The organism is Capnocytophaga leadbetteri (assembly GCF_003054025.1).
GTDB classification, from domain to species: Bacteria; Bacteroidota; Bacteroidia; order Flavobacteriales; family Flavobacteriaceae; genus Capnocytophaga; species Capnocytophaga leadbetteri.
The window spans coordinates 34,164-58,101 of record NZ_QBKG01000006.1; the positions used below are offsets into that span (position 1 = coordinate 34,164).

The following is a 23,938-nucleotide window of genomic DNA, read 5'->3' on the forward strand; positions in this document are numbered from 1 at the left end:
AAAGATTGTTAATCCCCTCTATGTCTATCCTCATTGGCAATAACCTATTTATCGAAGAGCTCCCAATAGATTACAATGGGAAGCTGTTAGATCTCGACCCTTATATTGCACCGCTAAATGCCTTTTTTGATAAGTTGGAGGTAGAATGTGTTAGGGAGTGTTGTGGTATTGAGGCGTTTTCGTTTATGCCTGAGAATATCCACAAGGCGCTTGTAGGACTCTCTTCTGAAAGTATTGTAACACAACTTAAAGCAATGCAAACTGCCATTGAAGAACAATGGTGGTACAACACTGTAGGCAGCACTATTCTAAACAATAATTTTGATAAAAAAGTATTTTTGCAGCTATTAGCGCATATTATAAAAACTATTGAGGACAACACAAACTTTTTAGGAGAGTAATTACGATTTTCTTTTTAAAACAACAATATACTTATGGATTTTTTAACCGCAAAACCCCTATCGGATACTATTTATGACACCCTTTTTAAGGCTGAAAAGGAGCTTATTATTATATCTCCTTATATTCAGATAAGTGGTTATTTGAGAGAAAATGTGTTTAAACAGCATTTAAACAACCCTAAACTGCATATTATTATAGCTTTTGATAAATATAAGGATAATAATAATACTTTTGGTTTTAGAGGGAGTGGGCTGGAGTATTTTTTGAATTTTCCCAACCTTACTTTGGTTTATATTCCTCAGCTTAATGCCAAATATTACGCCAATGAGCGACAATTGGTTACAACTTCGATGAGTTTGCTTAGCTACCCCTTAATAAATAGTATTGATTTTGGTGTTTTTGCTGAGAAAAGCTTCAATATTGTGGGCAAAAACAACTTTTATGAAACATCTAAAAATACTGTGATGAGTGTGATTGATAGTGGTTATACTGTTTTTGCAAAGCGCCCCCTCTACAGCAAGAAACTCTTAGGGCTTAGCAAGGCATATGCAGGTTCTGCCGTATATCTAAATTTATTAGATGATGTAATAGCTAATAGAAGTATTAAACCTATAAGATATTCTTCATTAATATCAGAAATTGGTAGGTAGTGTTTTTTGTTTGCCTAATTAGGAAAAATAACCTACCTTTGCCCTATGAAAACACAGAAAACATATATCACCTTTCTTCTCTTTTTGCTTGTTGGTACTAGCTTAGCACAAGTAGCGGTGGGAATAAAAGTCAATAATCCGCTGCTTTACGGCAGTAGTCCAGGAGGTTTCGAGTCGAATAGCGGACTGGAAATTAGTCGTTCGGGCAATTGGGGCATTATCAATGCAGGGGCTTTTGTGCGTATCCCCCTAAAAAAGCATTTAGCCCTACATACCGAACTGCTCTATAAAAACGAAGGGGCTGGTTACCACTACAGCTCTCTGCAAAGTTCTTATTATTCTGGTCGTTTTACCTATACTTATATCGATATGCCTGTTTTGCTGCAATTAGAGGGCAAACGTTTGTTCAGAGGGTTCTTTCAGATAGGGCTCTCGCCTAAATTTTTGCTCACTGCCACTCATAGTGCTGACAACCTATTTTTCGACCGCACCTCTGATGTATATTCAAAATTTAACAAGATAGTACTCGCTGCCCATATTGGCGGAGGGGTGATGTGGAACCTCGACCGAGTGGTGCTGATGGGCGATGTGCGTATCTCGCCTAACCTTACCCCTATCGCTGGGCGTGTATACGATGTTAATTTTAGCAAAGCACGCAGTCTTTCTGTGACAATGCTCTCCTTCTCTATCGCTTATAAACTGACTAAAAACTAAAATAATTAATGAAAAAACTCAAGTTCCCAACCCCTTATACCGTATTGATGCTGGTAATTATTTTAGCAGCAGGACTTACTTTCTTACTGCCTTCAGGGGCTTATAGTTCTTTGTTGTACGACAAGTCGCAAGATGTTTTTGTGATACAGACAGCCGACAGTTCTTATACAGTACCGGCTACCCAAGAGGCTTTAGACAGTAGGGGCATCAGTATTCAGCTGAGCAAATTCAAAGAAAACAAAATCAAAAAAGCTATTTCTATCCCCAACACCTACGTACCACAGCAGGGACATCCGCAAGGGGTGCAGGCGGTGCTCTTCGCCCCTATCAAAGGAATTTACGACAGTATAGAGGTAATTCTCTTCGTATTAGTATTGGGGGGCTTTATAGGGGTATTCAACAGTTCGGGAGCTCTGAATATGGGGGTGGGCTATCTGGCGCACTTGCTAAAAGGGCGTGAGGGTATCCTTATCATCTTGCTCACCACTCTCTTAGCGCTGGGGGGTACTTCGTTTGGGCTGGCTGAAGAAACTTTGGCTTTCTACCCTATGCTGGTACCCATTTTCTTAGCCGCTGGTTACGACCTTATAGTGCCCTTAGCGGTGATTTACATAGGTTCGAATGTAGGCTCTATGGCATCGACTACCAATCCGTTTGCGGTGATTATCGCCTCGGATGCCGCAGGGGTAGACTGGACTTCAGGACTCTATGTGCGCCTAACAGCCTTAGTGCTGTGCGTGCTTATCAGCATCATTTACATCATTAGGTATGCCGAAAAGGTAAAAAAACACCCCGAGAAGTCTATCGTCTATGGGGTTGCCTTACCCGAAATATACGCCTCTAATACGCCTGAAAAGACTACCACACTAAAGCTATCTACCAAGATAGAGCTTTTGGTCTTTGCCCTTTCGTTTATAGTGATGATTGTGGGGGTATCGCAATGGGAATGGTGGTTTGGCGAAATGACGGCTCTCTTTTTAGTAGCTGCCATTGCCATAGCTGTGCTACAACGCTGTGGCGAAGAGGCTTTTGTACAGCATTTTATAGCAGGAGCACGCGACTTGCTGGGGGTAGCTTTTATCATCGGTATTGCCAGAGGGGTATCGTTCATCTTAAATGACGGACAAATATCGGGCACTATACTGCATTACGCTACCGACTTAGTACAAGGAATGTCGCCTATACTATTCTTGCCTATGCTGATGCTTATTTTTGGGGTATTGAGCTTATTTATTGCCTCTTCTTCAGGAATGGCAGTACTGACTATGCCTATTATTGGTTCGTTAGCCTCAGTTGTAGGCGTTGAGGGGCATAGCGTAGTAAGTGCTTACCTATTTGGTATGGGCGTAATGGCGCTCATTACCCCCACCGGACTTATCTTGCCGTCTTTGGCAATGGTGAATGTAAATTACCGACAGTGGTTGCGCTTCTGTATGCCGTTAGTGCTTATCTTTGCAGTAGTGCTAATATGCTTGCTTTTAATAACCAATAGATAGCCAAGCTACTGGTAATTATTATTAATTCACTTTTTAAAATATTAGTAATCTATGGAATATATTATATTATTGTGCTTTTTATACATTTTAGGAATATTGTTCCTAAATCTTAAAAGAGCTATTAAAAACAAAGAGATGTTTATTCATATTCTTATTGCCTTTTTGGTTGTTCTTTTATATACAGTACTCTTTATCTATAATAAGAAGTTGTTTTAAACTGTTTTTTTGAAGTATCTATTTCAATCAATAGACTAAAAAATAAGAAAATGATGGGTTCTTCTATTATTTACATACTCTTTTTAATAGCAATAATCCTTACTTATTGCGTGGTAAAGCGTTTTCGCTCTGAATCAGGTATTTTTATTTACCTCATCACTTTTGCTACAGTACCCACCATTACTTTAGCTGGAGGCTTGCTCCCTATAGCTGTTTTTAGTTATATTGAAGACCTATACCAAAATGAAACTTACAACGCTAAAATAGTAGATTTTGCATATGAAAAGAGAGAGAAAACCGATGAATATGGTTATACTAAAGAAGTTACCGTAAAAGTACCTGTATTTCAGCTAATAACCACTCAAGGTGATACCATTACAAAGCAAGCCTCACACTACTATAGTTCACACACTTATAATTCAAAGTCAATAATTTACAAGGTAAACTACAACCCGCATACAGGAAATATTTTCATAGCAGATAGAGGCTTCTATACCATACTATCCGTAATGGTCTTCTTTGCCCTGCTTTTTGATTTTCTCCTTGTAGGAATTGTGCTTTACATATTGAATAAAGATATGATACCTTATAAGCAAATATTGGGTATTGCCTTTTTTTGCATTGTCATTCCGATGATAATACTTGGTTTTGCTATAGTCCTTTTGCTCGCCGCTTATGAAGAGGACGACTTGCCTTTGCCTGCTAAAATAGCTTGTATTGTTTTTGGAGTACTCCTTTTATTGGTTTTTATGGGCTATGTAAAAAATTTTATATCTAAAAGTAAAAAGAGCCATAGAGGCAACCGCCGCTCTCGCCCTCCTTTCTTAGTTTTCAGAAGATAATCCCTATCACACGTTAATTGTTAATTGATATGCCGTATTTAAAAGAAGTTATTGCTGATGTTTTAGAAAACTATCCTAATAAGATAGACCGCCTCGTATTTGTAACTACAGGTAAACGCCCTGCCCTCTTTCTAAAAAAACACTTTGCCGAACAGGTAAAGCACGCTACTATTGCACCCGAATTTATAGGGATAGCCGACCTTTTCACGCGCATTTCGGGGGTACAACCTATCAGTACCTTACCCCTGCTCTTTGAGTTTTATGATTGTTATACAAAAGTGCATCAAGAGCAGCATAAAGACACGCCCGACACTTTTGAGGAGTTCCTTTCTTGGGGGCAAACCGCTCTGAAAGATTTTAGCGAGATAGACCAATACTTAGTAAACCCCGAGAAGATATTCCCTTACATTCACGCCCTCAAAGAAGTAGAGCACTGGTCGGGTATGGACGAGCGTACCGAAATGCAAGAGAAGTATTTGGCTTTCTGGCGCAGATTAGGCGACTATTATTTTGCTCTAAACAAACGCCTTGAAGAGCTCGGCAAGGGCTATGGGGGTTATATAGCCAAAAAAGCAGTAGAAAAACTACCTCAGTACCTGCAAACTCATACGGATACCATACATATTTTTGTAGGGTTTAACGCGCTATCGGAGGCTGAACAGAAAGTTATACAATCTATTTTGATAGATATAGGAGGCGAAATCTATTGGGACGGCGACACGTATTTCTTTAAAAATGAGACACACGAGGCGGGTTACTTCCTCCGCAAATACCTTAAAAATTGGCGGTATTACAACACCCTCAACCATACGCCCAAATTTATAGGCAGTCATTACGAAGAGGAAAAAGAGTTTCACCTGACAGGCGTACCCAAAAACGTAAATCAGGCGCATAGTGTGGCAACTCTGCTAAAAGAGCTCCCCTCGGCCGAGTTAGAGAAGACAGCTCTTATCATAGCCGATGAAAATTTGCTAATACCGATGCTACAATCGGTACAAACCGGCACCGCTGTTAATATCACTATGGGTTACCCCCTACAGCAAACGCCCCTAAACGACCTTTTTACAACGTATTTCCGCTTGCACCTCTCCAAAAGTTTCTATTACAAAGATGTTCTCAACCTACTGAGTCAACCATTTTTGCACAGCCTACTTTCAGCAGAGGCAGTAACGACCATTGCCACCTACATCAAAGACAATAATCTTACCTACCTATCGCGCGAAAAGCTACTTGAAAATACGCCAAAAGACCAACAAGAGATACTAAACTTATTATTCCCTAAAGGAAAAGACAAAGCCTTTATCACTACCCTAATAGACAATGCTATAAAGCTGATTTACCAGCTTAAAAGCACTCTTGACCCCGAAAACGCTCAGCACGTACTCATACAAGAGTACGCCTATCGTTTCTACGAACTTTTCAATCAGTTAAGCCTGCTACAGAAACGTTATGGGCATATTGATTCGGTGAAAACGCTGTACCACTTCTACTTAGATGTACTGCAAAAAAGCACCCTCAACTTTCGCGGTGAACCTTTAGAAGGACTGCAAGTAATGGGGGTACTAGAAAGCAGAAGTTTAGATTTTGAAAATGTGATTATCACCTCGGTAAATGAGGGCGTTTTACCCTTAGGAAAAAGCGACAATTCGCTAATACCCTACGATGTGAAGTGCGAGTTAAATCTACCTACTTACAGAGAGCGCGATGCTGTGTACAGCCATAACTTCTACCACATCTTGCAACGTACCAAAAAGGCGTATCTGTTTTACGATACCGAGATGAACAGCCTAAAAAGCAGGGAGAAAAGCAGATTTATACTGCAATTGCTAACAGAGAAAGTCCCCACCCATAAGGTCACCCACCAAATCAAAGCCCCCGAGGTATATGCTACTACACAGTCACCTTTAAGCATTGAGAAAACTCCTGAAGTGATGACACGACTCAAAGAGATGGCAGAAAAAGGACTTTCGCCTTCAGCCCTAACTACCTACATACGCAATCCGCTGACTTTCTACGAGCAATATGTGCTGCAAATACGCGAAGAAAGAGAGGTGGAAGAAACAGTAGAAGCGCGCACTTTTGGCGAGATAGTGCATGGCACCTTAGAAGATTTGTACGAAATACCGAGAAGTAAAAATAAAATACTGACAGAAGAGGACATTAAAGAGATGCAAAATAAGCTAAAACACGCTATAGAAGTCCGTTTTGAGAAAGAATACAAGAATACAGACTTCAAGAGTGGTAAAAACTGGCTGATTTTTAATGTTATAGAGAAGTATATACGCAGCTTTTTGTCGTTTGAGCTATCAGAAATAAAGAATAACTGCCAAATAAAAGTACTTCTTTTAGAAGAAAAGATAACAAAAGTACCTTTCTGTAGCGATAAACTACCTTTCCCTGTCTATTTCAAAGGAATTATTGACCGTGTAGACCTGCGCGATGATGAGTATTACGTTATAGACTACAAAACAGGCGTGGTAGAGCGTACCGATGTACGGCTAAAAGAGTGGGAAAACCTGACCCAAGACATCAAGTACGGGAAAGCCTTTCAGCTGCTTACCTATGCTTATATGCTAGCACAGCAAGACCCTAAATATCAAGAAAAAACAATGACCGTAGCTAACTTTTCATTCAAACGAATGCAATTAGGCTTACAGCCTTTTCATACCTATATAGACAAACAAGAAAATAGAAGTATAGACTCAGATACACTTACCCTTTACAAAGACTATACTGAAAAGCTACTTTTAGAAATATTTGACGAGCATACCCCTTTTAAAGAAAAGACTAATTAATAGACTTGCTATTTAATAATTAATTCGTAACTTTGCATTTCATTAAGAAGAACTAATAAAAAATGTCAAAACGATATACCATTACGGCAGCTTTGCCGTATACTAACGGACCTATTCATATAGGGCATTTGGCGGGCGTATATGTGCCTGCTGATATTTTTGCACGTTATCAACGATTGAAAAACAATGAAGTAGCCTTTATTTGCGGAAGTGATGAGCACGGGGTTGCCATCTCTATCAAAGCTAAGAAAGAGCACACTACCCCTCAGGCTATCATTGATAAATATCACGCTATTATCAAGCAATCATTTGCTGATTTTGGTATCTCATTCGATAATTATTCGCGCACTTCACTGCCTATTCACCATCAAACTGCCTCTGATTTCTTCAGAAAGTTATATGAGCAAGGTGATTTTATAGAAGAAATATCAGAGCAATTATACGATGAAGAGGCGCATCAGTTTTTAGCAGACCGCTTCGTAATAGGCACTTGCCCCAAATGTGGCAACCCTGAAGCCTATGGCGACCAATGCGAGCGCTGTGGTAGTTCGCTAAACGCTACCGACCTAATAGACCCAAAATCATCTATCACCGGCAGCAAACCTACCCTCAAAGCTACCAAACACTGGTTTTTGCCTCTAAACAGATACCAAGAGTTTTTAGAAAAATGGATATTAGAAGGTCATAAAAACGACTGGAAGCCCAATGTATACGGACAAGTAAAAAGTTGGTTAGACGATGAGCTTAAACCACGTGCTGTTACCCGCGACCTCGATTGGGGAATCCCCGTACCAGTAGAGGGGGCTGAAGGCAAGGTACTATACGTTTGGTTTGATGCCCCTATCGGCTATATATCATCTACCAAAGAATGGGCAGAGCGCGAGGGCAAAGACTGGCGACCTTTTTGGCAAGATAAAGATACTGAATTAGTGCATTTTATAGGGAAAGACAACATAGTATTCCACTGTATCATTTTCCCTGCTATGCTAAAGGCTGAAGGCAGCTATATACTGCCTACCAACGTGCCTGCTAATGAGTTTTTAAACTTAGAGGGCAACAAGCTATCAACCTCTAAAAACTGGGCTGTATGGCTACACGAATACCTGCAAGACTTTCCTAACCAACAAGATGTTTTGCGCTATGCTCTAACAGCTAATGCCCCAGAAACTAAAGATAACGACTTCACTTGGAAGGATTTCCAAGCACGTAATAACAATGAATTAGTGGCTATCTTTGGCAACTTTATCAACAGGGTAGCCGTACTAACACAAAAATACTACGAAGGCAAGGTGCCTGCCGCAGGAGTGCTGAATGCAACAGACAGCGAAACGCTACAACAGCTTAGTGAGCTCACCAAAAAAATAGAGCAATCATTAGAGCGCTATCGTTTTAGAGAGGCACAACAAGAGCTGATGAACATCGCACGACTCGGCAATAAATATCTTGCCGATGAAGAGCCTTGGAAACTCATTAAGACCGATGCCGAACGCGTGAAAACCGTAATGTACGTAGCTCTACAAGTAGCGACTGCTTTGGCTATCACTAGCGAACCTTTCTTGCCGTTTACCTCAGAAAAGCTAAAAAACATATTACAACTCGGCACTACCGCTTGGGAGCAAGTAAAACAAAATCCTACGGCATTGCTACCTACAGGACATAAGATAGGTGTGGCAACCCTATTATTTGAAAAAATAGAAGACGCTGCAATTGCTAAACAGTTAGAAAGATTAGAAAAGACCAAGCAAGCTAACCAACAAGAAGCCCAAGCAGCTGCCGAAGTAACAGTGGCTCCACAAAAAGAACTTATCAGTTACGATGATTTTGCTAAAATGGATATTCGTATTGGCACTATTTTATCAGCTGAAAAGATGCCTAAGGCAGATAAGCTACTCATTCTAAAAGTAGATACCGGCATAGACCAACGCACCATAGTATCAGGAATAGCACAAAGCTTTAATCCTGAAGAGATTATAGGCAAGCGAGTAACCGTATTGGCTAACCTTGCACCACGTAAGTTGCGCGGTGTTGAAAGCCAAGGAATGATACTAATGGTAGAAAATGCTGAAGGCAAATATCGCTTTATAGCTCCTGATGGCGGAGAAATAGCTAACGGAGCGGAAGTAAAATAAAGGCATAACTCTCTGATTTACTTATAGTAAGGAGATGTTTTAACAAAAATGGATAAAACTTTAACTTTTTATTAACAGTTTAATTCATTTATTTTTCTTTATTTTGCTATGAGAAAAAGTGAGAGCTTTTTAAACTCTATAAACCCATTTTTTAATCAACTAAATTTAAAGACCATGTCAATCAATGCCTTTATCATTTATTTGTCGATAGAAATGAAATATTCTATCCACACGGTCGAAGCGTACAAACACGATCTTAGAGCTTTTGAAAGATTCATCAAAAGTGAATGCGAGAAAGAGGAGGAAGATTGCCCTTTGGAAAGAGCAGACCAAGAAGACATCAAGAAATGGATTATCAGTCTATCTAACCAATCAATGTCTTTCAGAAGCATAAACAGGAAATTATCAGCATTAAAAACCTATTATACTTTTTTAAAGAAGACAAAACAGATAGAAACGAGTCCATTTGAGAGAGGAATATTCTTACTAAAAACAGAAAAAAAGAATAAACTGCCTTTCTCGGAAGCAGAAATAGAAAAAGTATTATCTTATTTCTCAAGTAAGAGTTCATTCGATGAAGTGCGTGACAGAGCTATAATAGAAACTCTATACGCTACCGGAATGCGCCGCTCAGAACTTACCGGACTTAAACTGCAAGACTTAGATTTAGAGCAAAAGCAAATAAAAATATCCGGTAAAGGTGATAAAGAACGCTATATACCAGTAATACCAGAATTAGAAGCAACCCTTAAGGAATATCTGAGATTAAGAGAAGAAATAGCTAACAAAAAGAGTGAAGACTTTTTATTCTTAGTAAAAAATGGTAAAAAAATCTATCCTACATTGGTATATAGAATTATAAATTCATACTTTAGTGCGGTAACCAGCAAAAAAGACGTAAGTCCGCACATATTAAGACACTCATTTGCGAGTCACTTATTAGACAATGGGGCAGACCTAAATACAGTGAAAGAGCTTTTAGGACACTCTAGCTTAGCCTCTACACAAGTATATACGAATACCAGCCTAGTAGAGCTAAAACGGCAGTATAAGAAAGCCCATCCACGCGCTAATAATAGTGAGAATGAGGAAGAAACAGAAAAATAATTAGATTGTTAAACCTTAAATTATTAAACATTATGAAAGTACATGTACATCCTGTTGACTTTACAGTTGACCAAAAATTAGTAGATTTTATTCAAAAGAAGCTTGATAAGCTTGATAATTTTTACGACCGAATTATAGAGGCAGATGTTCATTTAAAATTAGATAATACAACTGCAAAAGAAAACAAAATAGTAGAAGTAAAAGTACACATACCAGGAGAAAGTTTGGTAGTGAAGAAACAATTTAAAACCTTTGAAGAGGGTATAGATAGTGCAATTACACCATTAGAAAGAATGCTTTTAAAGCACAAAGAAAAACGTTAAACTTTTGTTAAAACTATTTTTGGTACAAAAAATAATCTTATCTTTGCCCCGTTTTATTGTATAATTTATTTAATTAAATAAGGAATGAAAAAAAGTATTTTAGTATTGGCTTCATTGGCTTTCATTGGAGTTCAAGCACAGGAAACAGCCGGTTATAATAAATGGTCTGTAGATTTAAATGGAGGGGTAAATAAGCCCATAACTCCACTAACAAGTGGCTACACTACAAGCACACCTAGCTTATGGGGTGCAAACTTGGGTGTACGTTATATGTTTAACAACAAATTTGGTATCCGTTTAGGCGGTGGTTACGACAGCTTTAGCGAAAAGAAAGACACCCCTAAATTTGACTCTAGAATTTGGAATGTTAACTTACAAGGTTATGCAAACCTTGCTCGTGTATTAGGTTTTGAAGATTGGACAAGCGACTTGGGTGTATTAGTACACGCAGGGGGTGGTTACTCACAACTAAGAAGTGATAGCTTCACTGGAAAAGACCAAATGCTTTTCCTTACTGGTGGTGTAACTCCTCAAGTAAGGCTATCTAACAGAATTGCTCTTCTATTAGATGCTTCATTATACCTAAATGCAAGACAAAACCTTACTTATGACACTAATTCTAGAGCAACTCGTCGTGGCTTCCAAGGAGCTCATTTCACTACGTCTATAGGTTTGAATATTGCTCTTGGTAAAGAAGACAAACATGCTGATTGGGCTACTAACTCAGCTAAAGACAATGAAGATGTTGCTAAACGCATAGCTGCCCTTGAAGATAATGTATCTGATTTGAAAGGTAAGGTAGCTAACAAACAAGATAAGATGAATGATGCTAATGGAAATGGTATCCCAGATGAAATTGAAAACTACTTGAACAACAACTACCAAGCTAAAGGTGGTTCTGCTGCAAATAGTAGCGATTTCAGCGGTGATGTAGTATCAGATCTTATTAAGAAAGGTTACATCAGTGCTTACTTTGACTTTAACTCTTCAGTTCCACAAGTTTCTTCTACTTGGGCTATTGACATAGTTGTTAAGTATTTGAAAGAAAATTCTGGTGCTAATGTTCTTATTTCAGGTTATGCTGATGAGTTAGGTGGTACAAACTACAACAGTAGTTTATCACAAAAACGTGCTAATGCTGTAAAAGACATCCTAGTGAAAGCTGGTGTTAGTGCATCACGTATCAGCACAGAAGGTAAAGGAGAAGATACTTCAGTTGATAAAAGTTCTTCTAGAGCTCGTCAGATAGCACGTAGAGCTACTTTCAGCTTAAAATAATGATTGAATTATAAAAAATAAAAAGGCTGTCCTTATAAAGGGCAGCTTTTTTTGTTGTTTCATATTTATTTTGTATCTTTGCAAAAAATCACACAGCAATGATAGCAGAAGCATCTTTTACAGGTTTCGTACAAACCCTCTTAATTATAATCCTAATAATCTTAGGGCTTAGAATACTCTTCAGAATAGTAGCCCCTTACTTTATGCATTTCTTCTTAAATAAGGTAGGAGAACGTATGCAGAAAGAATTTCAAAGAGCTCAGCAGCAATACCAACAAAATACATATCAAGGGACTGGTAATAAGCAAAATGTTAGAGAGACTGTTATAAATAATAACAGTACATCAAAAAATCCACAAGCTACTAAACAGGTAGGGGATTATATAGAGTACGAAGAGTTATAAGTTTTATTTTTGAAATGAAAAAGATAATACCTCATTTTATAGTAATAGGGTTATTTGCCCTAATATCCTTAGCATTTTTTTACCCTGTGTTACAAGGAAAAGCAATCTTACAAAGTGACATAGTGCAATATTCAGGTATGGCTAAGGAACGCAATGACTACAGAGAAACTGAAAATAAAGAATCGTATTGGACGAATAGTGCCTTTGGAGGTATGCCTACCTATCAGTTAGGAGCTCACTACCCATATGATTTGGTAAAGAAATTAGACCAAACCTTGCGTTTCCTACCACGCCCAGCAGATTATTTATTCCTCTATTTTATAGGATTTTACATTCTACTATTAGTATTAAAAGTAGATATGCGAACCGCTGTATTAGGGGCTATTGCTTTTGGTCTCTCTACCTACCTTATTATTATATTGGGGGTGGGACATAATGCAAAAGCGCATGCTATTGCTTATTTTGCCCCTGTATTAGCGGGTATACTATTGGTTTTTCAGCGAAAATACCTTTGGGGAGGACTGCTTACCGCTATAGCTCTTTCATTAGAAATAGCAGCAAACCACTTTCAGATGACTTATTATCTACTTATTTTAGTATTGCTGCTTGGAATTATATATCTTTATAAAGCTATCAAAGAGAAGGATATAAAGGATTTTTGCAAGTCAATAGGGGTACTTTTTTTAGCTTTAGTTATTAGTATACTTTGTAACACTACCTTGCTACTCACTACCAAAGAGTACGCAGACTGGAGTACGCGCAGCAAATCAACCTTAACAATAGATACTGAAGGAAATATAAAAAAAGCGGCTGAGGGATTATCAAAAAATTATATCACCGAATATAGCTATGGAATAGCAGAATCAATGAACTTGATAGTGCCACGCCTTTTCGGTGGGTCAAACCACGAAGCATTAGGCGAAAACTCAAAAACTTATGAGTATTTGGTACAAAAAGGAGTTCCACAGCAACAAGCACTTGGCTTTTCAAATAGCCTACCCACTTATTGGGGAGACCAACCCATAGTAGCTGCCCCTGCTTATATAGGAATAGTAATATTTTTCTTCTTTGTATTGGCTCTTTTCACCGTAAAAGGACATTTAAAAGTTTGGTTATTGGCCGGAACTATCATAGCTTTAGTACTTTCGTGGGGTAAAAACCTTTCATTCGTCACTGATTTTATGATTGATTACGTGCCGATGTATAACAAATTTAGAGCTGTATCTTCTATACAAGTATTATTAGAGTTATGCGTTCCTGCTTTAGCAATACTCGGACTCTATCATTATACCCAAAGCACTGAGGAGGTTTGCAAAAAAGCTGTACTTCGCACTTTATATATCACTTTAGGGATACTTGTTTTACTGTTATTAGGTAAAGGTTTCTTCAGCTTTGCTGGCACCTCAGATAGTCTTTATGCACAGTATTACGGAGATGATGTAGTACAAATGATTGTAGAAGATAGAAAATCAATATATAGTGCAGATGTGTTAAGAAGTATTATCTTAGTACTGCTTACTGCATTGGCTTTGATGCTATATCAATATAAAAAAATACCTCAATGGGGTATGCAGGTAGCTATATTAGTACTTATTTTCTTCGATTTAGGAGGTGTAGCACGTCGTTATGTGAATAAAGATAGCTTTGCTGACCGCTATATGGTTAATAATCCTTTTGAAATCACTCCTTCTGACCAACAAATACTAAAAGATAATAGTTATTATAGAGTATATGAACCTGAAATAGGTATCAATGGAGCAAGAACCTCTTATTTTCATCATTCGATAGGAGGATATCACGCAGCTAAGCCTAGGCGTATACAAGAGCTTTTTGACTACCAAATAGCTAAAGGAAATATGAATGTGCTGAATATGCTAAACGTAAAATACCTTATACTAAGAAATCAGCAGGGAGGACAACAAGCTATGCACAATGATAAGGCATTAGGCAATGCATGGTTCGTAAGTAAACTTAGCATTGAGAATAGTGATAATGAAGTGATGCAGCGCTTAGAAGACTTTAATCCTCAGCAGGAGGCATTAGCAACCCTTAAAGACCTTAAAACTCCCCTTCCACAGCAATATACAGTAGATAGCACTGCTATTATAAGTCTTAAGAGCTATAAACCTGATGCTTTAGAGTACGAAAGCAAAAACTCTAATGCAGGATTGGCTGTTTTCTCAGAAATGTACTACCCACACGGTTGGAAAGCTACTATTGATGGCAAGGAAGTACCTATCTATCAGGTGGATTATGCTTTGAGAGCCTTATCAGTACCTGCTGGTAACCACCAGATACGTTTTGCTTTTGAGCCTGAAGTAGTAAGTATAGGCAGCAAAATAGCTCTTGTAGGATATGTGCTATTAGCTATTTGGGGCGCAGTGATTATAGGGGGAGCTATAATGATTGCAAGAGGATTGAGAAAGCAAAAAGTTAATCAGTAGTTAGAAATTTTCATCTATTCCTTTTATTTCGACAGTACGCTTAGTTTGTATAGCTACATTATGCTTAATAGCAAGGTGCATTAGTCGGTCGTAATCAACGAGGACAATTTTATGAGAGGGGTTTTGTACCGCTTCTGCTTTGGCTTCAGGAGAAAAAGTAGAAGTGGTAATAAAAACCCCTTTATTTGTGCCCTTTAAACTCAACGCCCCTATAAAATTGCGTATGTCTTTAGAAGTAACTTGCATTTCCCACTTCTTAGCTTGCATATATACCTTCTCAATCCCTAATTCATCTTGATACATCACCCCCTCTATTCCTTCTTTTTCTTGCTTCCCTATAACATCAAAATTAGAAGAATCTACCCCTTTATACCCTATTTTCTTGAGTAACTCTACTATAAAATACTCGAAAAAAGAAATAGGGCGACTCTTTATAACACTTAACAACTCAAACTTCAATGATTGATAAAGCACTACTGTAGCTTTGCCTATAATGACCTCGGGAGTCTCGTTTTGCATTTCAACTTCTACAGTACGAGTATTTTCAGGGAGAGCCATACACTCATCGAACATAGTTTCCCACGCCTGAAATTGGTCGAACTTGCGGAGATAGGCAGTGTCTATAGATTTGACACTGACCTGAGTAAGCACCTGTTCGCCAGCCTTGGTAATCTGGTAGTAGCCCTTAAAAAAGCTGGCTACCAAACCCGCCCGATATAAGTGGTTAGAAGTCCAATCGATGCGGTTGCGAAAAAGAGATTGATTGCCATTGGGTACCTTCACCTTCATATCATCCATAGTAAGACTAAAATGCACACGAAGCATCTCCACGATTTGCTCGGTGGAATAGACGCGCCCGTCCTTGATTACCTCGAGGAAAGGATGCATTAGTTTTTGAAAATCAGGGATATTCATAACCTATGGATATTATACAAAGGCAAAGATACAAATAATTTGCTAATTAGCAAATTAGGTGGAGCCGCTGGGGCAATAAAATGGGAGAGCTGTGAAGGCTGGGAGGGCTGGGAAAGCTGAGAGGGCTGGGAAGAATGTGAAAGCTGGGAGGGCTGGGAGGATTGAGAAGGCTGGGAGGACTAGGAAAGTTTGGAAAGCTGAGAAAGCTGAGAGGGCTGGGAGGGCTGGGAAAGCTGAGAAAGCTGAGAGGGCTGGGAAGAATGTGAAAGCTGGGAGGATTGAGAAGGCTGGGAGGGATAAGCTGTGGGTAGAATATTTTTCTGGGTTTGGGACGGTAATTAGATGTTTATACTTCGGTGATTGTTCGGTCATTCTTCGCTCTTCCTAAAGGGTGTGTATATCGTTTGTAAAGGGAAAGTATAAAAGATTTTTTTTTCTGATTTACTGATTTACTAATTTTGCTAATTGGTAAATTATTCGTATCTTTGCGACTTCAAAGTTAGAATAGGTTCTTACTAAATTTAGTATCACCTTAAAACAAAAAAGTAATGAAAATAGATAACTCATTAGGGGTGTATGACAGTTTGCTCGATTTGATTGGAAACACTCCACTATTGGAACTAAAAAAGATTACTAAAGGACTGAAAGGGCGTTTCTTCGGGAAGTTGGAAGCCTTTAATGCAGGGCACTCGGCTAAAGATAGAGTGGCTAAATACGTAATAGAAGACGCTGAACGCAAAGGTTTGCTGAAACCAGGTAGCACTATAGTAGAAACCAGCTCTGGCAATACAGGTTATAGCTTAGCGATGATTAGTGCCCTGCGCGGCTATAAATGCATTATAGCGATTAGCGATAAGTCATCGCACGATAAGGTGGAAATGCTGCAAGCCTTAGGTGCTGAAGTGCATCTATGTCCGGCAAATGTAGCCCCTGATGACCCTCGTTCTTACTACGAAGTGGCTAAACGCATACACCAAGAGACTCCTAATTCAATTTATATCAATCAGTATTTTAATCCGTTGAACCCTGAAGCTCACTACCAATCTACTGGACGTGAGATATGGGAACAAACACAAGGCGAAATTACTCACGTGGTGGTATGTAGCGGTACGGGTGGTACTATTTCGGGTATTGCTCGTTATCTGAAAGAACAAAATCCTAAAGTACAAGTACTAGGGGTTGATGCCTACGGGTCGGCTATAAAAAAATATCACGACACTCGCGAGTTTGACCCTGCTGAGATTTATCCGTACAAAATAGAGGGTATGGGCAAAAATCTTATCCCTACGGCTACTGACTTTGATGTAATAGACGAGTTTGTAAAGGTAACCGACAAAGATGCTGCTATAACTGCCAGAGAATTGGCACGCACTGAAGGGCTCTTTATGGGCTACACTAGCGGGGCTGCTATGCAAGCTGTAAAACAATACGCTGAGATGGGAAGATTTGACGAAAGCAGTATAGTAGTAGTGCTTTTTGCCGACCACGGTTCACGCTATATGAACAAGATATACAGCGATGAGTGGATGAAGAAAACGTTTAATATTTAACATATAAATAAAGAAGAATGAAAGACTTATTTGAGCATATTTATGCAAATAAAGGTAGTATAGGACGCTGGTCAGAGCACGCAGAAGGGTATTACGTATTTCCTAAATTGGAAGGAGAATTAGGCCCTCATATGAAATTTCAAGGAAAGGAGATACTCAACTGGAGTATCAACGATTATTTAGGGCTTGCTAATCACCCTGAAGTACGCAAAGTAGATGCTGAAGCAGCTGCTGAATACGGAGCTGCTTACCCTATGGGGGCACGTATGATGAGCGGGCATACGACTATGCACGAAGAACTTGAAAAACGCTTGGCTAAGTTCGTACACAAAGAAGCTGCTTATTTGCTAAACTTCGGTTACCAAGGAATGGTGTCTATCATCGATGCTTTAGTGACTAAAAACGATGTGATAGTGTATGACGTTGATGCGCACGCTTGTATTATTGACGGGGTACGCCTACACTTCGGGAAACGCTACACCTATCAGCACAACGATATGGAGAGCTTTGAGAAGAACCTTGAGCGTGCGGCTAAATTGGCAGAAACTACTGGTGGCGGTATCTTGGTAATTTCGGAAGGTGTTTTCGGTATGCGAGGCGAGCAAGGCAAGCTAAAAGAAATAGTTGCGCTTAAGAAGAAATATCCGTTCCGCTTATTGGTAGATGACGCTCACGGTTTTGGTACTTTAGGTCCTAGAGGTGAAGGTACGGGGGTACACCAAGGCATACAAGACGAAATAGATGTGTATTTCTCTACTTTTGCTAAATCGATGGCAGGAATAGGCGCTTTCGTAGCAGGAAATGCTAAAGTGGTAGATTATCTAAAATACAACCTACGCTCGCAAATGTTTGCTAAGTCGCTACCGATGATTTACGTAAAAGGTGCCCTAAAACGCTTGGAGATGATGGAAACTATGCCTGAACTACAGCAAAAACTATGGGACAACGTGAATATGCTACAAAACGGACTAAAAGAACGCGGCTTCAACATTGGTAATACTAACACTTGTGTAACGCCTGTATTCTTACACGGTAGCATACCAGAAGCGATGGCTATGGTAAATGACCTACGCGAGCATTATGGTATTTTCTTATCGATAGTAGTGTACCCAGTGATACCAAAAGGAATGATACTGCTTCGCATTATCCCTACGGCTTCGCACAGCAAAGAAGATATATTGCGCACCTTAGATGCTTTCTCAGCAATACGTGAGAAACTTGAAACGGGTGTATATCGCGCTATGAATGCTGAACTAAGCAAAGAAATGGGTGATATGTAATTAAGAATTATGAATTATGAATTATGAATTCTGAAAACTTTGCCAAAAGTCATAGCAGAATACGCTATTTAAACTTTTGGCAAAGTTTTTGTGTATGCGGAGTGGTAAAAACTTTAAGTTGAATTTTGTTAATAATAATTCCTACATATAATGAAATAGAGAATATAGAAGCCATCATTAGAGCGGTATTTAGTCGCGATGAAAGGTTTCATATCCTTATTGTAGATGACAACTCGCCTGACGGGACGGCGGCTAAGGTGAAAGCCCTACAAACGGAGTTTCCTACACGACTGTTTTTGGAGGTTCGCACTGAGAAAAAAGGCTTAGGGACAGCTTATATACACGGCTTTGAATGGGCATTAGCTCACCACTATGACTATATTTTTGAAATGGATGCTGACTTCTCGCACAATCCTGATGACCTACTGCGCCTATACGAGGCTTGCAGCAACGGCAGTGATGTAGCTATCGGGTCGCGGTATGTGAAAGGCGTGAATGTAGTGAATTGGCCTCTGCCGCGCATACTGCTCTCTTACGGGGCCTCTATCTATGTACGAATTATTACTGGAATGAAAATAAAAGACCCTACCGCAGGTTTCGTATGTTATAAACGACAAGTACTAGAAGCTATTAACCTTAGCAGCATACGATTTGTAGGGTATGCCTTTCAGATAGAGATGAAATACCGTGCTTATCTGAAGAAATTTAAGATAACTGAAGTACCTATTATATTCACAGACCGAATTAGAGGAAAATCTAAAATGAATAAAAGCATTATCCGTGAGGCCATATTTGGCGTTATTGGAATGCGACTAAAGCAATAAAAAGATGGAATTTATAAAAAACCGACTCAAAAGCCTACAATATGTATTTCAAGGCGTATACTACTTAGTGAAAAACGAACCTCCTGTAATAGTACACATACTAACCTCTTTGGCTTGGGTGATTTTAGGGTTTTATTTTCAAATCACTACTAACGAATGGATCATTCAGCTATTATGCATAGGAATAGTGCTCTCGGTAGAGGGATTGAACACTGCGATAGAGAAAATATGCGACTTTGTACACCCTGAACACCATAAAACCATAGGAATTATCAAAGATATAGCGGCAGGAAGCGTGGCTTTTGCCGTAATTCCTGCTACCATAGTACTCTGCATCATCTACTACCCCTACGTGCTAACTCTTTTCTTTTAAAAATATGAGAGATACAGTAAAAGGTTATTTGGCAGCGCTTATATCGGCTGTGACCTACGGAATGATTCCGCTCTTTATGATACCTATCAAGCAGGAGGGATTTTCAGTAGATGCCGCTCTCTTTTACCGGTTTATCATCACGGCTGTTTTTATAGCGGGCTACTTGCTGTACAAGCGTGAGCCTTTGCGCATTGCGCCGCGCGAAATAGCTATCTTTGCTGTATTAGGACTGTTGTACGCACTCTCGGCTGAGTTTCTTTTCTTAGCCTACGATCTTCTTTCGCCTGCTATTGCTTCGACCATCTTTTTTATGTATCCGCTTATAGTAGCACTGGCATTGGCTTTCTTCTATAAAGAAAAGCTGACTCTGCCTACTATTGTAGCTCTTCTGATAGTATTAGTAGGTATTTTCTTGTTAAGTGTAAAAGATGTTAATAACCTTACTATCAACTATATGGGGGTGTTTGTTTCGCTTTTAGGAGCCCTGTCGTACGCCCTGTATATGATTATTGTAAACAAATCGAAAATATCGGCTTCGGGGATAAAAGTATCGCTCTACTCTACCCTATTTTCGGCTCTTTACTTCTTGATAAAAATACCGATTACTGGCAATACCTTGCTCCTACCTGAGGTGAAAATGGGAGCCTTATTGGTAGGTTTTGGGATAGTAACGACCCTGCTATCGCTCATCACGCTCATCTACGCTATACAGATGATAGGTTCGACCCCTACTGCCATAGTAGGAGTAGTAGAGCCTATAGTGGCAGTGGCTATCAGTATTTGGGTTTTTAGGCAGGAATCTTTAACGGTGAATCTATTGGTGGGAGTGGTGCTCATCATTATGGCGGTGCTAATAGAGGTACTGAAAAAACGATAATTGTTATTTTTTTGGTTGTTTAAAAAAATATTTATATTTTTGCGACTCTTTAAAAATATAAAAGGCAGTGCCCGAAAAGCCTGTAATAGAGTAGGGAGTAATTAATATTTATTTAGTTTTTATGGAAAATACAGAAAACGTACAAGAACCTGTACAGCAATCTGCACAAAAAGAAGTACAACCTACCTTTGTTATTCAGCAAGCACCTGCTGCTTCTAACGCTATGGGTACCGCAGGGTTTATCATAGCCTTAGTTACCATTTTCTTATTTTGGATACCTGTATTAGGATGGATACTCTGGTTACTAGGACTTATCTTCTCGGGAATAGGGGTAACGAGAAAACCAAAAGGTTTAGCTATTGCAGGACTTGTAATTTCGCTTATAGGATTAATACTGCTAATAGTAGTACTCGGTCTGTTTGCAGCAGCTGTTGCATTAGATCAATAAGATAAAGGGCTGCTAAAAAGCAGCCTTTTTTATAAACAATTAGTATAGTAAATTCTGCTTTTGGTATAGAAAAACAACTCTTTTTCTTCTGACAATTCGTTTTTCTGTACTTTTGCCACTGTAATACTTAAATCTTTATTATAGTGAAAGAAATATTTACTTTTATAATCTTGCTTTTGGGTGTGAATTCTTTTGCGCAAATTAGCGTAAAAACAGAATACATCGGCAACTCTGAATTCTACGATGCAGTAGCTGATACTAATACGGGCAATGGTTCGGCTATGATTTATTCGGCAGGTGCAATGGTGCCCCTATCGATGCAAGCGTCCGCTGAAGATGACCCTTATAAGCGTGCTACCATTTGGGGCGTGGCTCTTAGCGGTACTTTTGTAAAGATGGACAATCATAATTTTCCTATAGGGAAAGAACTGCCTTCGCAAGTGATGAACTTGGGAGCAACCGTGCTTCACTTACGTCCGTTGAAAGAGCGTTGGTCTATGTTGATGGCTCTGGGTATAGGAAGCTATACCCCTGAAAATAGACTGTCGGCTATCCGCATAGACGAAAATGTTTTGGCTAATGGGGCTTTGGTGTTTATATGGCATTGGAGACCTAACCTTGAAATAGGAGGTGGCGTAGCTCTTAATAACAGTTTTGGTTATCCTATGGTGTTTCCTGCCCTTTATTTGAAATACAAAGGAGGTTTTTCTGATAAATTCACTATAGATATCAATCTACTTGACGGTACAAAAGTAGCTTTTGGTTATGATTATAGCGAAAACCTCAGCTTGAAATTAGTAGCTAATATAGGAGGTTATTCGGCATACCTAAGACGCAACGGACAAAAAGAAATGTTCTCTTCGCAAACTTTTTTTGTAGGATTAGAACCTGAGTTTAAACTGGGTAAGCATATAAGCATTCCGGTGACTTTTGGCGGTAGTTTTATCCGTTCGGGGCGTTATAGAGAACGTACCCTCAGTGCAATGTTTGCCAGTGAAGCTAAAAATGAAGACGGTAGTGCGCGCTCGAGTGTGTTTTTGCCTGCGTTGTATTTTGCAGCGGGAATCACGATTAAGTAATTGACAATGAGTACTGAGAATCCATACATATTTTTGAAGAACAATTTCTTTTTGCAGTTTTTTATAGCTGATAGATACCGCATTTATCGGCATATAACTGCTTGTGGCTTGTTGCTTCTGTTCTTCCTGACGACCAAAGAATGGGGCGCCTATAAGGGTATTTTTGACCATCTGGACTGGATAGAAAGATGGTTAGTTATCACCATCGCTTTTTACCTAAACCTGTATGTACTCATTCCGCAGTTTTTATTTAGAGGCAAGCTCATTAACTATGTTATCAGTCTTGTGGGCGTACTCTTTGTTTTTCAGGTGCTTACCTACTACCTAAACAGCGTAATATGGAGAGAGTACATCATTAGTGAAGACCTTAAAAAGGCGATGGCTTTGCCTATCCCTACCCTATTTATCTTTTCACTGTTGAGCTTGTTGCCCTTTATAATGACCTCTACTTTCTTAAAAATATTTCAATCGTGGATAAAAAACAACGAAAAGATGCAGGAATTAGAGCGACAAGCCGCCGAGAGTGAACTGCAAGCCCTAAGAAGCCAAATACAACCACACTTTTTGTTTAATATGCTCAACAGCATCAACACCTTGTTGTATATCGACCCTGAGAAAGCCTCTTATACCATCACAAAACTATCCGATTTCTTGCGACATTTGCTCTATCAGTCGCACGAGGAGCGGGTTTTTCTTTCGTCGGAACTGCGATTCCTAACTGACTACCTTTCATTAGAAGCTATGCGTCGTGATGATTTTACTTACGAGATTAATTACAGCGAAAAGAACGTACAAGGCATACAAATCCCCCCTAACATTCTGCTTATCTTAGCTGAAAATGCCGTAAAACACAGTGTTGACAGCCTCTCCCCTACTTATATTTATATGGAATGTGAGGAAAAAGAAGGACTTCTACACTTTTCAGTGCGCAATTCAGTACCTTTAGAGCCTCATCGTAAACACAAATGTAGCGGAATAGGTTTACCTAACCTCAACCGGCGGTTGGAATTGCTCTATGGCGAGCGTTTTAGCTTGTCGCAAGAGCGTTTGCCACAAGAATATATAGTAACTTTAGCTTTGCAATTATGAATTGTTTGATAGTAGATGATGAACCTTTGGCACGCATTGGTATGGAGCGCCTTATTAGGCAGTATAGTCACCTAAAGCTCTTGGGTTCGTTTAAAAATACGGTAGGCATCGCGGACTTTCTGAAGAAAAATGAAGTACATTTGCTCTTTTTGGATATAGAGATGCCAGGGGTAAACGGCTTGGAGTTCGCTAGAACCTTGCCCGAACAAACTTTGGTGATATTTACTACCGCCTACAGCCAATATGCCTTAGATAGCTATGAGGTAGATGCACTAGACTATTTGGTAAAGCCTATCACCCCTGAACGTTTTAAGAAAGCTGTTGCCAAAGCTGAGAGTTACCACCAATTGCTCACTCAGCAGAAAACAGATTTTGAGTCTACTGACACACAATACATTAACATTCGTGCTAACAGGCGGAATTACCGCATCGCTCACAGTGATATCCTCTATATAGAGGCTCTGAAAGACTACGTGATTATCCACACTTTTACCGATAAATACATTACGTGGATTAACCTTAAGAATATACACAGCCAGCTGCCCTCTGCGTTATTTATACGCGTTAATAAGAGTTGCGTGGTGAATGTACAGCACATCAGTTCGTACACCCACCAATTTGTTTGCATTGGTGAGACCGAAATTCCTATTGGTAGGGCGTATGAGGTAATTAGCAAATTTGGGAATTAGCAAAAAAATTATCA

The 23,938-nt window shown here is 39.2% G+C and carries 23 protein-coding genes; 22 read left to right on the forward strand and 1 reads right to left on the reverse strand.

Annotated features, from left to right (window positions below; translation table 11 throughout):
- Positions 1–20 precede the first annotated feature (20 nt).
- The 12 genes from C8P65_RS06665 (at position 21) to C8P65_RS06720 (ending at position 14,800) form a co-directional block, all read left to right on the forward strand.
- The gene (locus C8P65_RS06665; RefSeq protein ID WP_107782140.1) at positions 21–401 is read left to right on the forward strand and encodes a DUF6331 family protein; all 381 of its coding nucleotides are present in this window, start codon (positions 21–23) and stop codon (positions 399–401) included.
- A gap of 33 nt (positions 402–434) precedes the next feature.
- On the forward strand, positions 435–1,052 hold the full coding sequence (locus tag C8P65_RS06670; RefSeq protein WP_107782141.1) for a hypothetical protein: 618 nt from the start codon (positions 435–437) through the stop codon (positions 1,050–1,052).
- A 45-nt stretch (positions 1,053–1,097) separates the two neighbouring features.
- On the forward strand, positions 1,098–1,766 hold the full coding sequence (locus C8P65_RS06675) for a porin family protein (RefSeq protein WP_107782142.1): 669 nt from the start codon (positions 1,098–1,100) through the stop codon (positions 1,764–1,766).
- A gap of 8 nt (positions 1,767–1,774) precedes the next feature.
- Entirely contained in the window at positions 1,775–3,262 is a 1,488-nt protein-coding gene (locus C8P65_RS06680) for a YfcC family protein (RefSeq protein WP_107782143.1), read from the forward strand.
- Between the two features lie 266 nt (positions 3,263–3,528).
- Positions 3,529–4,320 (forward strand): hypothetical protein, encoded by a 792-nt coding sequence (locus C8P65_RS06685; RefSeq protein WP_107782144.1) that lies wholly within the window; start codon positions 3,529–3,531, stop codon positions 4,318–4,320.
- 29 nt (positions 4,321–4,349) lie between these two features.
- Entirely contained in the window at positions 4,350–7,115 is a 2,766-nt protein-coding gene (locus C8P65_RS06690) for a PD-(D/E)XK nuclease family protein (protein WP_107782213.1), read from the forward strand.
- 62 nt (positions 7,116–7,177) lie between these two features.
- Positions 7,178–9,244: a methionine--tRNA ligase gene (gene metG / locus C8P65_RS06695; RefSeq protein ID WP_107782145.1), complete on the forward strand. Its 2,067-nt coding sequence runs from the start codon at positions 7,178–7,180 to the stop codon at positions 9,242–9,244.
- Positions 9,245–9,418: 174 nt separating this feature from the next.
- Positions 9,419–10,351 carry a tyrosine-type recombinase/integrase gene (locus C8P65_RS06700; protein ID WP_034540492.1) on the forward strand — a complete coding sequence of 311 codons (933 nt, stop codon included), beginning with the start codon at positions 9,419–9,421 and terminating at the stop codon, positions 10,349–10,351.
- A 32-nt stretch (positions 10,352–10,383) separates the two neighbouring features.
- Positions 10,384–10,674: a ribosome hibernation-promoting factor, HPF/YfiA family gene (hpf, locus tag C8P65_RS06705; protein WP_009392658.1), complete on the forward strand. Its 291-nt coding sequence runs from the start codon at positions 10,384–10,386 to the stop codon at positions 10,672–10,674.
- A gap of 84 nt (positions 10,675–10,758) precedes the next feature.
- The gene (locus C8P65_RS06710; protein WP_107782146.1) at positions 10,759–11,952 is read left to right on the forward strand and encodes an OmpA family protein; all 1,194 of its coding nucleotides are present in this window, start codon (positions 10,759–10,761) and stop codon (positions 11,950–11,952) included.
- A 98-nt stretch (positions 11,953–12,050) separates the two neighbouring features.
- On the forward strand, positions 12,051–12,356 hold the full coding sequence (locus tag C8P65_RS06715) for a DUF4834 family protein (RefSeq protein ID WP_107782147.1): 306 nt from the start codon (positions 12,051–12,053) through the stop codon (positions 12,354–12,356).
- 14 nt (positions 12,357–12,370) lie between these two features.
- Positions 12,371–14,800 (forward strand): YfhO family protein, encoded by a 2,430-nt coding sequence (locus tag C8P65_RS06720; RefSeq protein ID WP_107782148.1) that lies wholly within the window; start codon positions 12,371–12,373, stop codon positions 14,798–14,800.
- On the opposite strand, the gene C8P65_RS06725 is transcribed toward C8P65_RS06720, so the two are convergent.
- A complete protein-coding gene (locus C8P65_RS06725; RefSeq protein ID WP_107782149.1) occupies positions 14,801–15,715 on the reverse strand; it encodes a restriction endonuclease in 915 nt (304 codons plus the stop codon).
- A 91-nt stretch (positions 15,716–15,806) separates the two neighbouring features.
- On the opposite strand from C8P65_RS06725, the gene C8P65_RS06730 reads away from it, so the two are divergent.
- The 10 genes from C8P65_RS06730 (at position 15,807) to C8P65_RS06775 (ending at position 23,924) form a co-directional block, all read left to right on the forward strand.
- Positions 15,807–16,103 carry a hypothetical protein gene (locus C8P65_RS06730; protein ID WP_107782150.1) on the forward strand — a complete coding sequence of 99 codons (297 nt, stop codon included), beginning with the start codon at positions 15,807–15,809 and terminating at the stop codon, positions 16,101–16,103.
- A gap of 160 nt (positions 16,104–16,263) precedes the next feature.
- Positions 16,264–17,265: a cysteate synthase gene (gene capA / locus C8P65_RS06735; RefSeq protein ID WP_107782151.1), complete on the forward strand. Its 1,002-nt coding sequence runs from the start codon at positions 16,264–16,266 to the stop codon at positions 17,263–17,265.
- A gap of 17 nt (positions 17,266–17,282) precedes the next feature.
- The gene (capB, locus tag C8P65_RS06740; RefSeq protein ID WP_009392668.1) at positions 17,283–18,545 is read left to right on the forward strand and encodes a cysteate-C-fatty acyltransferase; all 1,263 of its coding nucleotides are present in this window, start codon (positions 17,283–17,285) and stop codon (positions 18,543–18,545) included.
- Positions 18,546–18,670: 125 nt separating this feature from the next.
- Positions 18,671–19,369: a polyprenol monophosphomannose synthase gene (locus C8P65_RS06745; RefSeq protein ID WP_107782152.1), complete on the forward strand. Its 699-nt coding sequence runs from the start codon at positions 18,671–18,673 to the stop codon at positions 19,367–19,369.
- A gap of 4 nt (positions 19,370–19,373) precedes the next feature.
- Positions 19,374–19,742: a diacylglycerol kinase family protein gene (locus tag C8P65_RS06750; protein WP_009392675.1), complete on the forward strand. Its 369-nt coding sequence runs from the start codon at positions 19,374–19,376 to the stop codon at positions 19,740–19,742.
- 4 nt (positions 19,743–19,746) lie between these two features.
- Positions 19,747–20,619: a DMT family transporter gene (locus C8P65_RS06755; protein WP_107782153.1), complete on the forward strand. Its 873-nt coding sequence runs from the start codon at positions 19,747–19,749 to the stop codon at positions 20,617–20,619.
- A gap of 121 nt (positions 20,620–20,740) precedes the next feature.
- Entirely contained in the window at positions 20,741–21,067 is a 327-nt protein-coding gene (locus C8P65_RS06760; protein WP_107782154.1) for a hypothetical protein, read from the forward strand.
- A 143-nt stretch (positions 21,068–21,210) separates the two neighbouring features.
- Positions 21,211–22,146 carry a DUF6268 family outer membrane beta-barrel protein gene (locus C8P65_RS06765; RefSeq protein ID WP_009392683.1) on the forward strand — a complete coding sequence of 312 codons (936 nt, stop codon included), beginning with the start codon at positions 21,211–21,213 and terminating at the stop codon, positions 22,144–22,146.
- A 6-nt stretch (positions 22,147–22,152) separates the two neighbouring features.
- Positions 22,153–23,235 carry a sensor histidine kinase gene (locus tag C8P65_RS06770; RefSeq protein WP_107782155.1) on the forward strand — a complete coding sequence of 361 codons (1,083 nt, stop codon included), beginning with the start codon at positions 22,153–22,155 and terminating at the stop codon, positions 23,233–23,235.
- A complete protein-coding gene (locus C8P65_RS06775; RefSeq protein WP_107782156.1) occupies positions 23,232–23,924 on the forward strand; it encodes a LytR/AlgR family response regulator transcription factor in 693 nt (230 codons plus the stop codon). Before C8P65_RS06770 ends, C8P65_RS06775 begins: the two co-directional genes overlap by 4 nt.
- Positions 23,925–23,938: the final 14 nt, after the last annotated feature.

Excerpts from the sequence above, each read along its gene's own strand:
- C8P65_RS06665 (WP_107782140.1), top strand. The coding sequence starts at position 21 with ATGTCTATCCTCATTGGCAATAACCTATTTATCGAAGAGCTCCCAATA.
- C8P65_RS06760 (WP_107782154.1), top strand. The coding sequence starts at position 20,741 with ATGGAAAATACAGAAAACGTACAAGAACCTGTACAGCAATCTGCACAA.
- hpf (WP_009392658.1), top strand. The coding sequence starts at position 10,384 with ATGAAAGTACATGTACATCCTGTTGACTTTACAGTTGACCAAAAATTA.
- C8P65_RS06680 (WP_107782143.1), top strand. The coding sequence starts at position 1,775 with ATGAAAAAACTCAAGTTCCCAACCCCTTATACCGTATTGATGCTGGTA.
- C8P65_RS06675 (WP_107782142.1), top strand. The coding sequence starts at position 1,098 with ATGAAAACACAGAAAACATATATCACCTTTCTTCTCTTTTTGCTTGTT.
- C8P65_RS06700 (WP_034540492.1), top strand. The coding sequence starts at position 9,419 with ATGTCAATCAATGCCTTTATCATTTATTTGTCGATAGAAATGAAATAT.
- capB (WP_009392668.1), top strand. The coding sequence starts at position 17,283 with ATGAAAGACTTATTTGAGCATATTTATGCAAATAAAGGTAGTATAGGA.
- C8P65_RS06685 (WP_107782144.1), top strand. The coding sequence starts at position 3,529 with ATGATGGGTTCTTCTATTATTTACATACTCTTTTTAATAGCAATAATC.
- C8P65_RS06690 (WP_107782213.1), top strand. The coding sequence starts at position 4,350 with ATGCCGTATTTAAAAGAAGTTATTGCTGATGTTTTAGAAAACTATCCT.
- C8P65_RS06670 (WP_107782141.1), top strand. The coding sequence starts at position 435 with ATGGATTTTTTAACCGCAAAACCCCTATCGGATACTATTTATGACACC.
- metG (WP_107782145.1), top strand. The coding sequence starts at position 7,178 with ATGTCAAAACGATATACCATTACGGCAGCTTTGCCGTATACTAACGGA.
- C8P65_RS06755 (WP_107782153.1), top strand. The coding sequence starts at position 19,747 with ATGAGAGATACAGTAAAAGGTTATTTGGCAGCGCTTATATCGGCTGTG.
- C8P65_RS06770 (WP_107782155.1), top strand. The coding sequence starts at position 22,153 with ATGAGTACTGAGAATCCATACATATTTTTGAAGAACAATTTCTTTTTG.
- C8P65_RS06725 (WP_107782149.1), bottom strand. The coding sequence starts at position 15,715 with ATGAATATCCCTGATTTTCAAAAACTAATGCATCCTTTCCTCGAGGTA.
- C8P65_RS06720 (WP_107782148.1), top strand. The coding sequence starts at position 12,371 with ATGAAAAAGATAATACCTCATTTTATAGTAATAGGGTTATTTGCCCTA.
- C8P65_RS06775 (WP_107782156.1), top strand. The coding sequence starts at position 23,232 with ATGAATTGTTTGATAGTAGATGATGAACCTTTGGCACGCATTGGTATG.
- C8P65_RS06715 (WP_107782147.1), top strand. The coding sequence starts at position 12,051 with ATGATAGCAGAAGCATCTTTTACAGGTTTCGTACAAACCCTCTTAATT.
- C8P65_RS06710 (WP_107782146.1), top strand. The coding sequence starts at position 10,759 with ATGAAAAAAAGTATTTTAGTATTGGCTTCATTGGCTTTCATTGGAGTT.
- capA (WP_107782151.1), top strand. The coding sequence starts at position 16,264 with ATGAAAATAGATAACTCATTAGGGGTGTATGACAGTTTGCTCGATTTG.
- C8P65_RS06750 (WP_009392675.1), top strand. The coding sequence starts at position 19,374 with ATGGAATTTATAAAAAACCGACTCAAAAGCCTACAATATGTATTTCAA.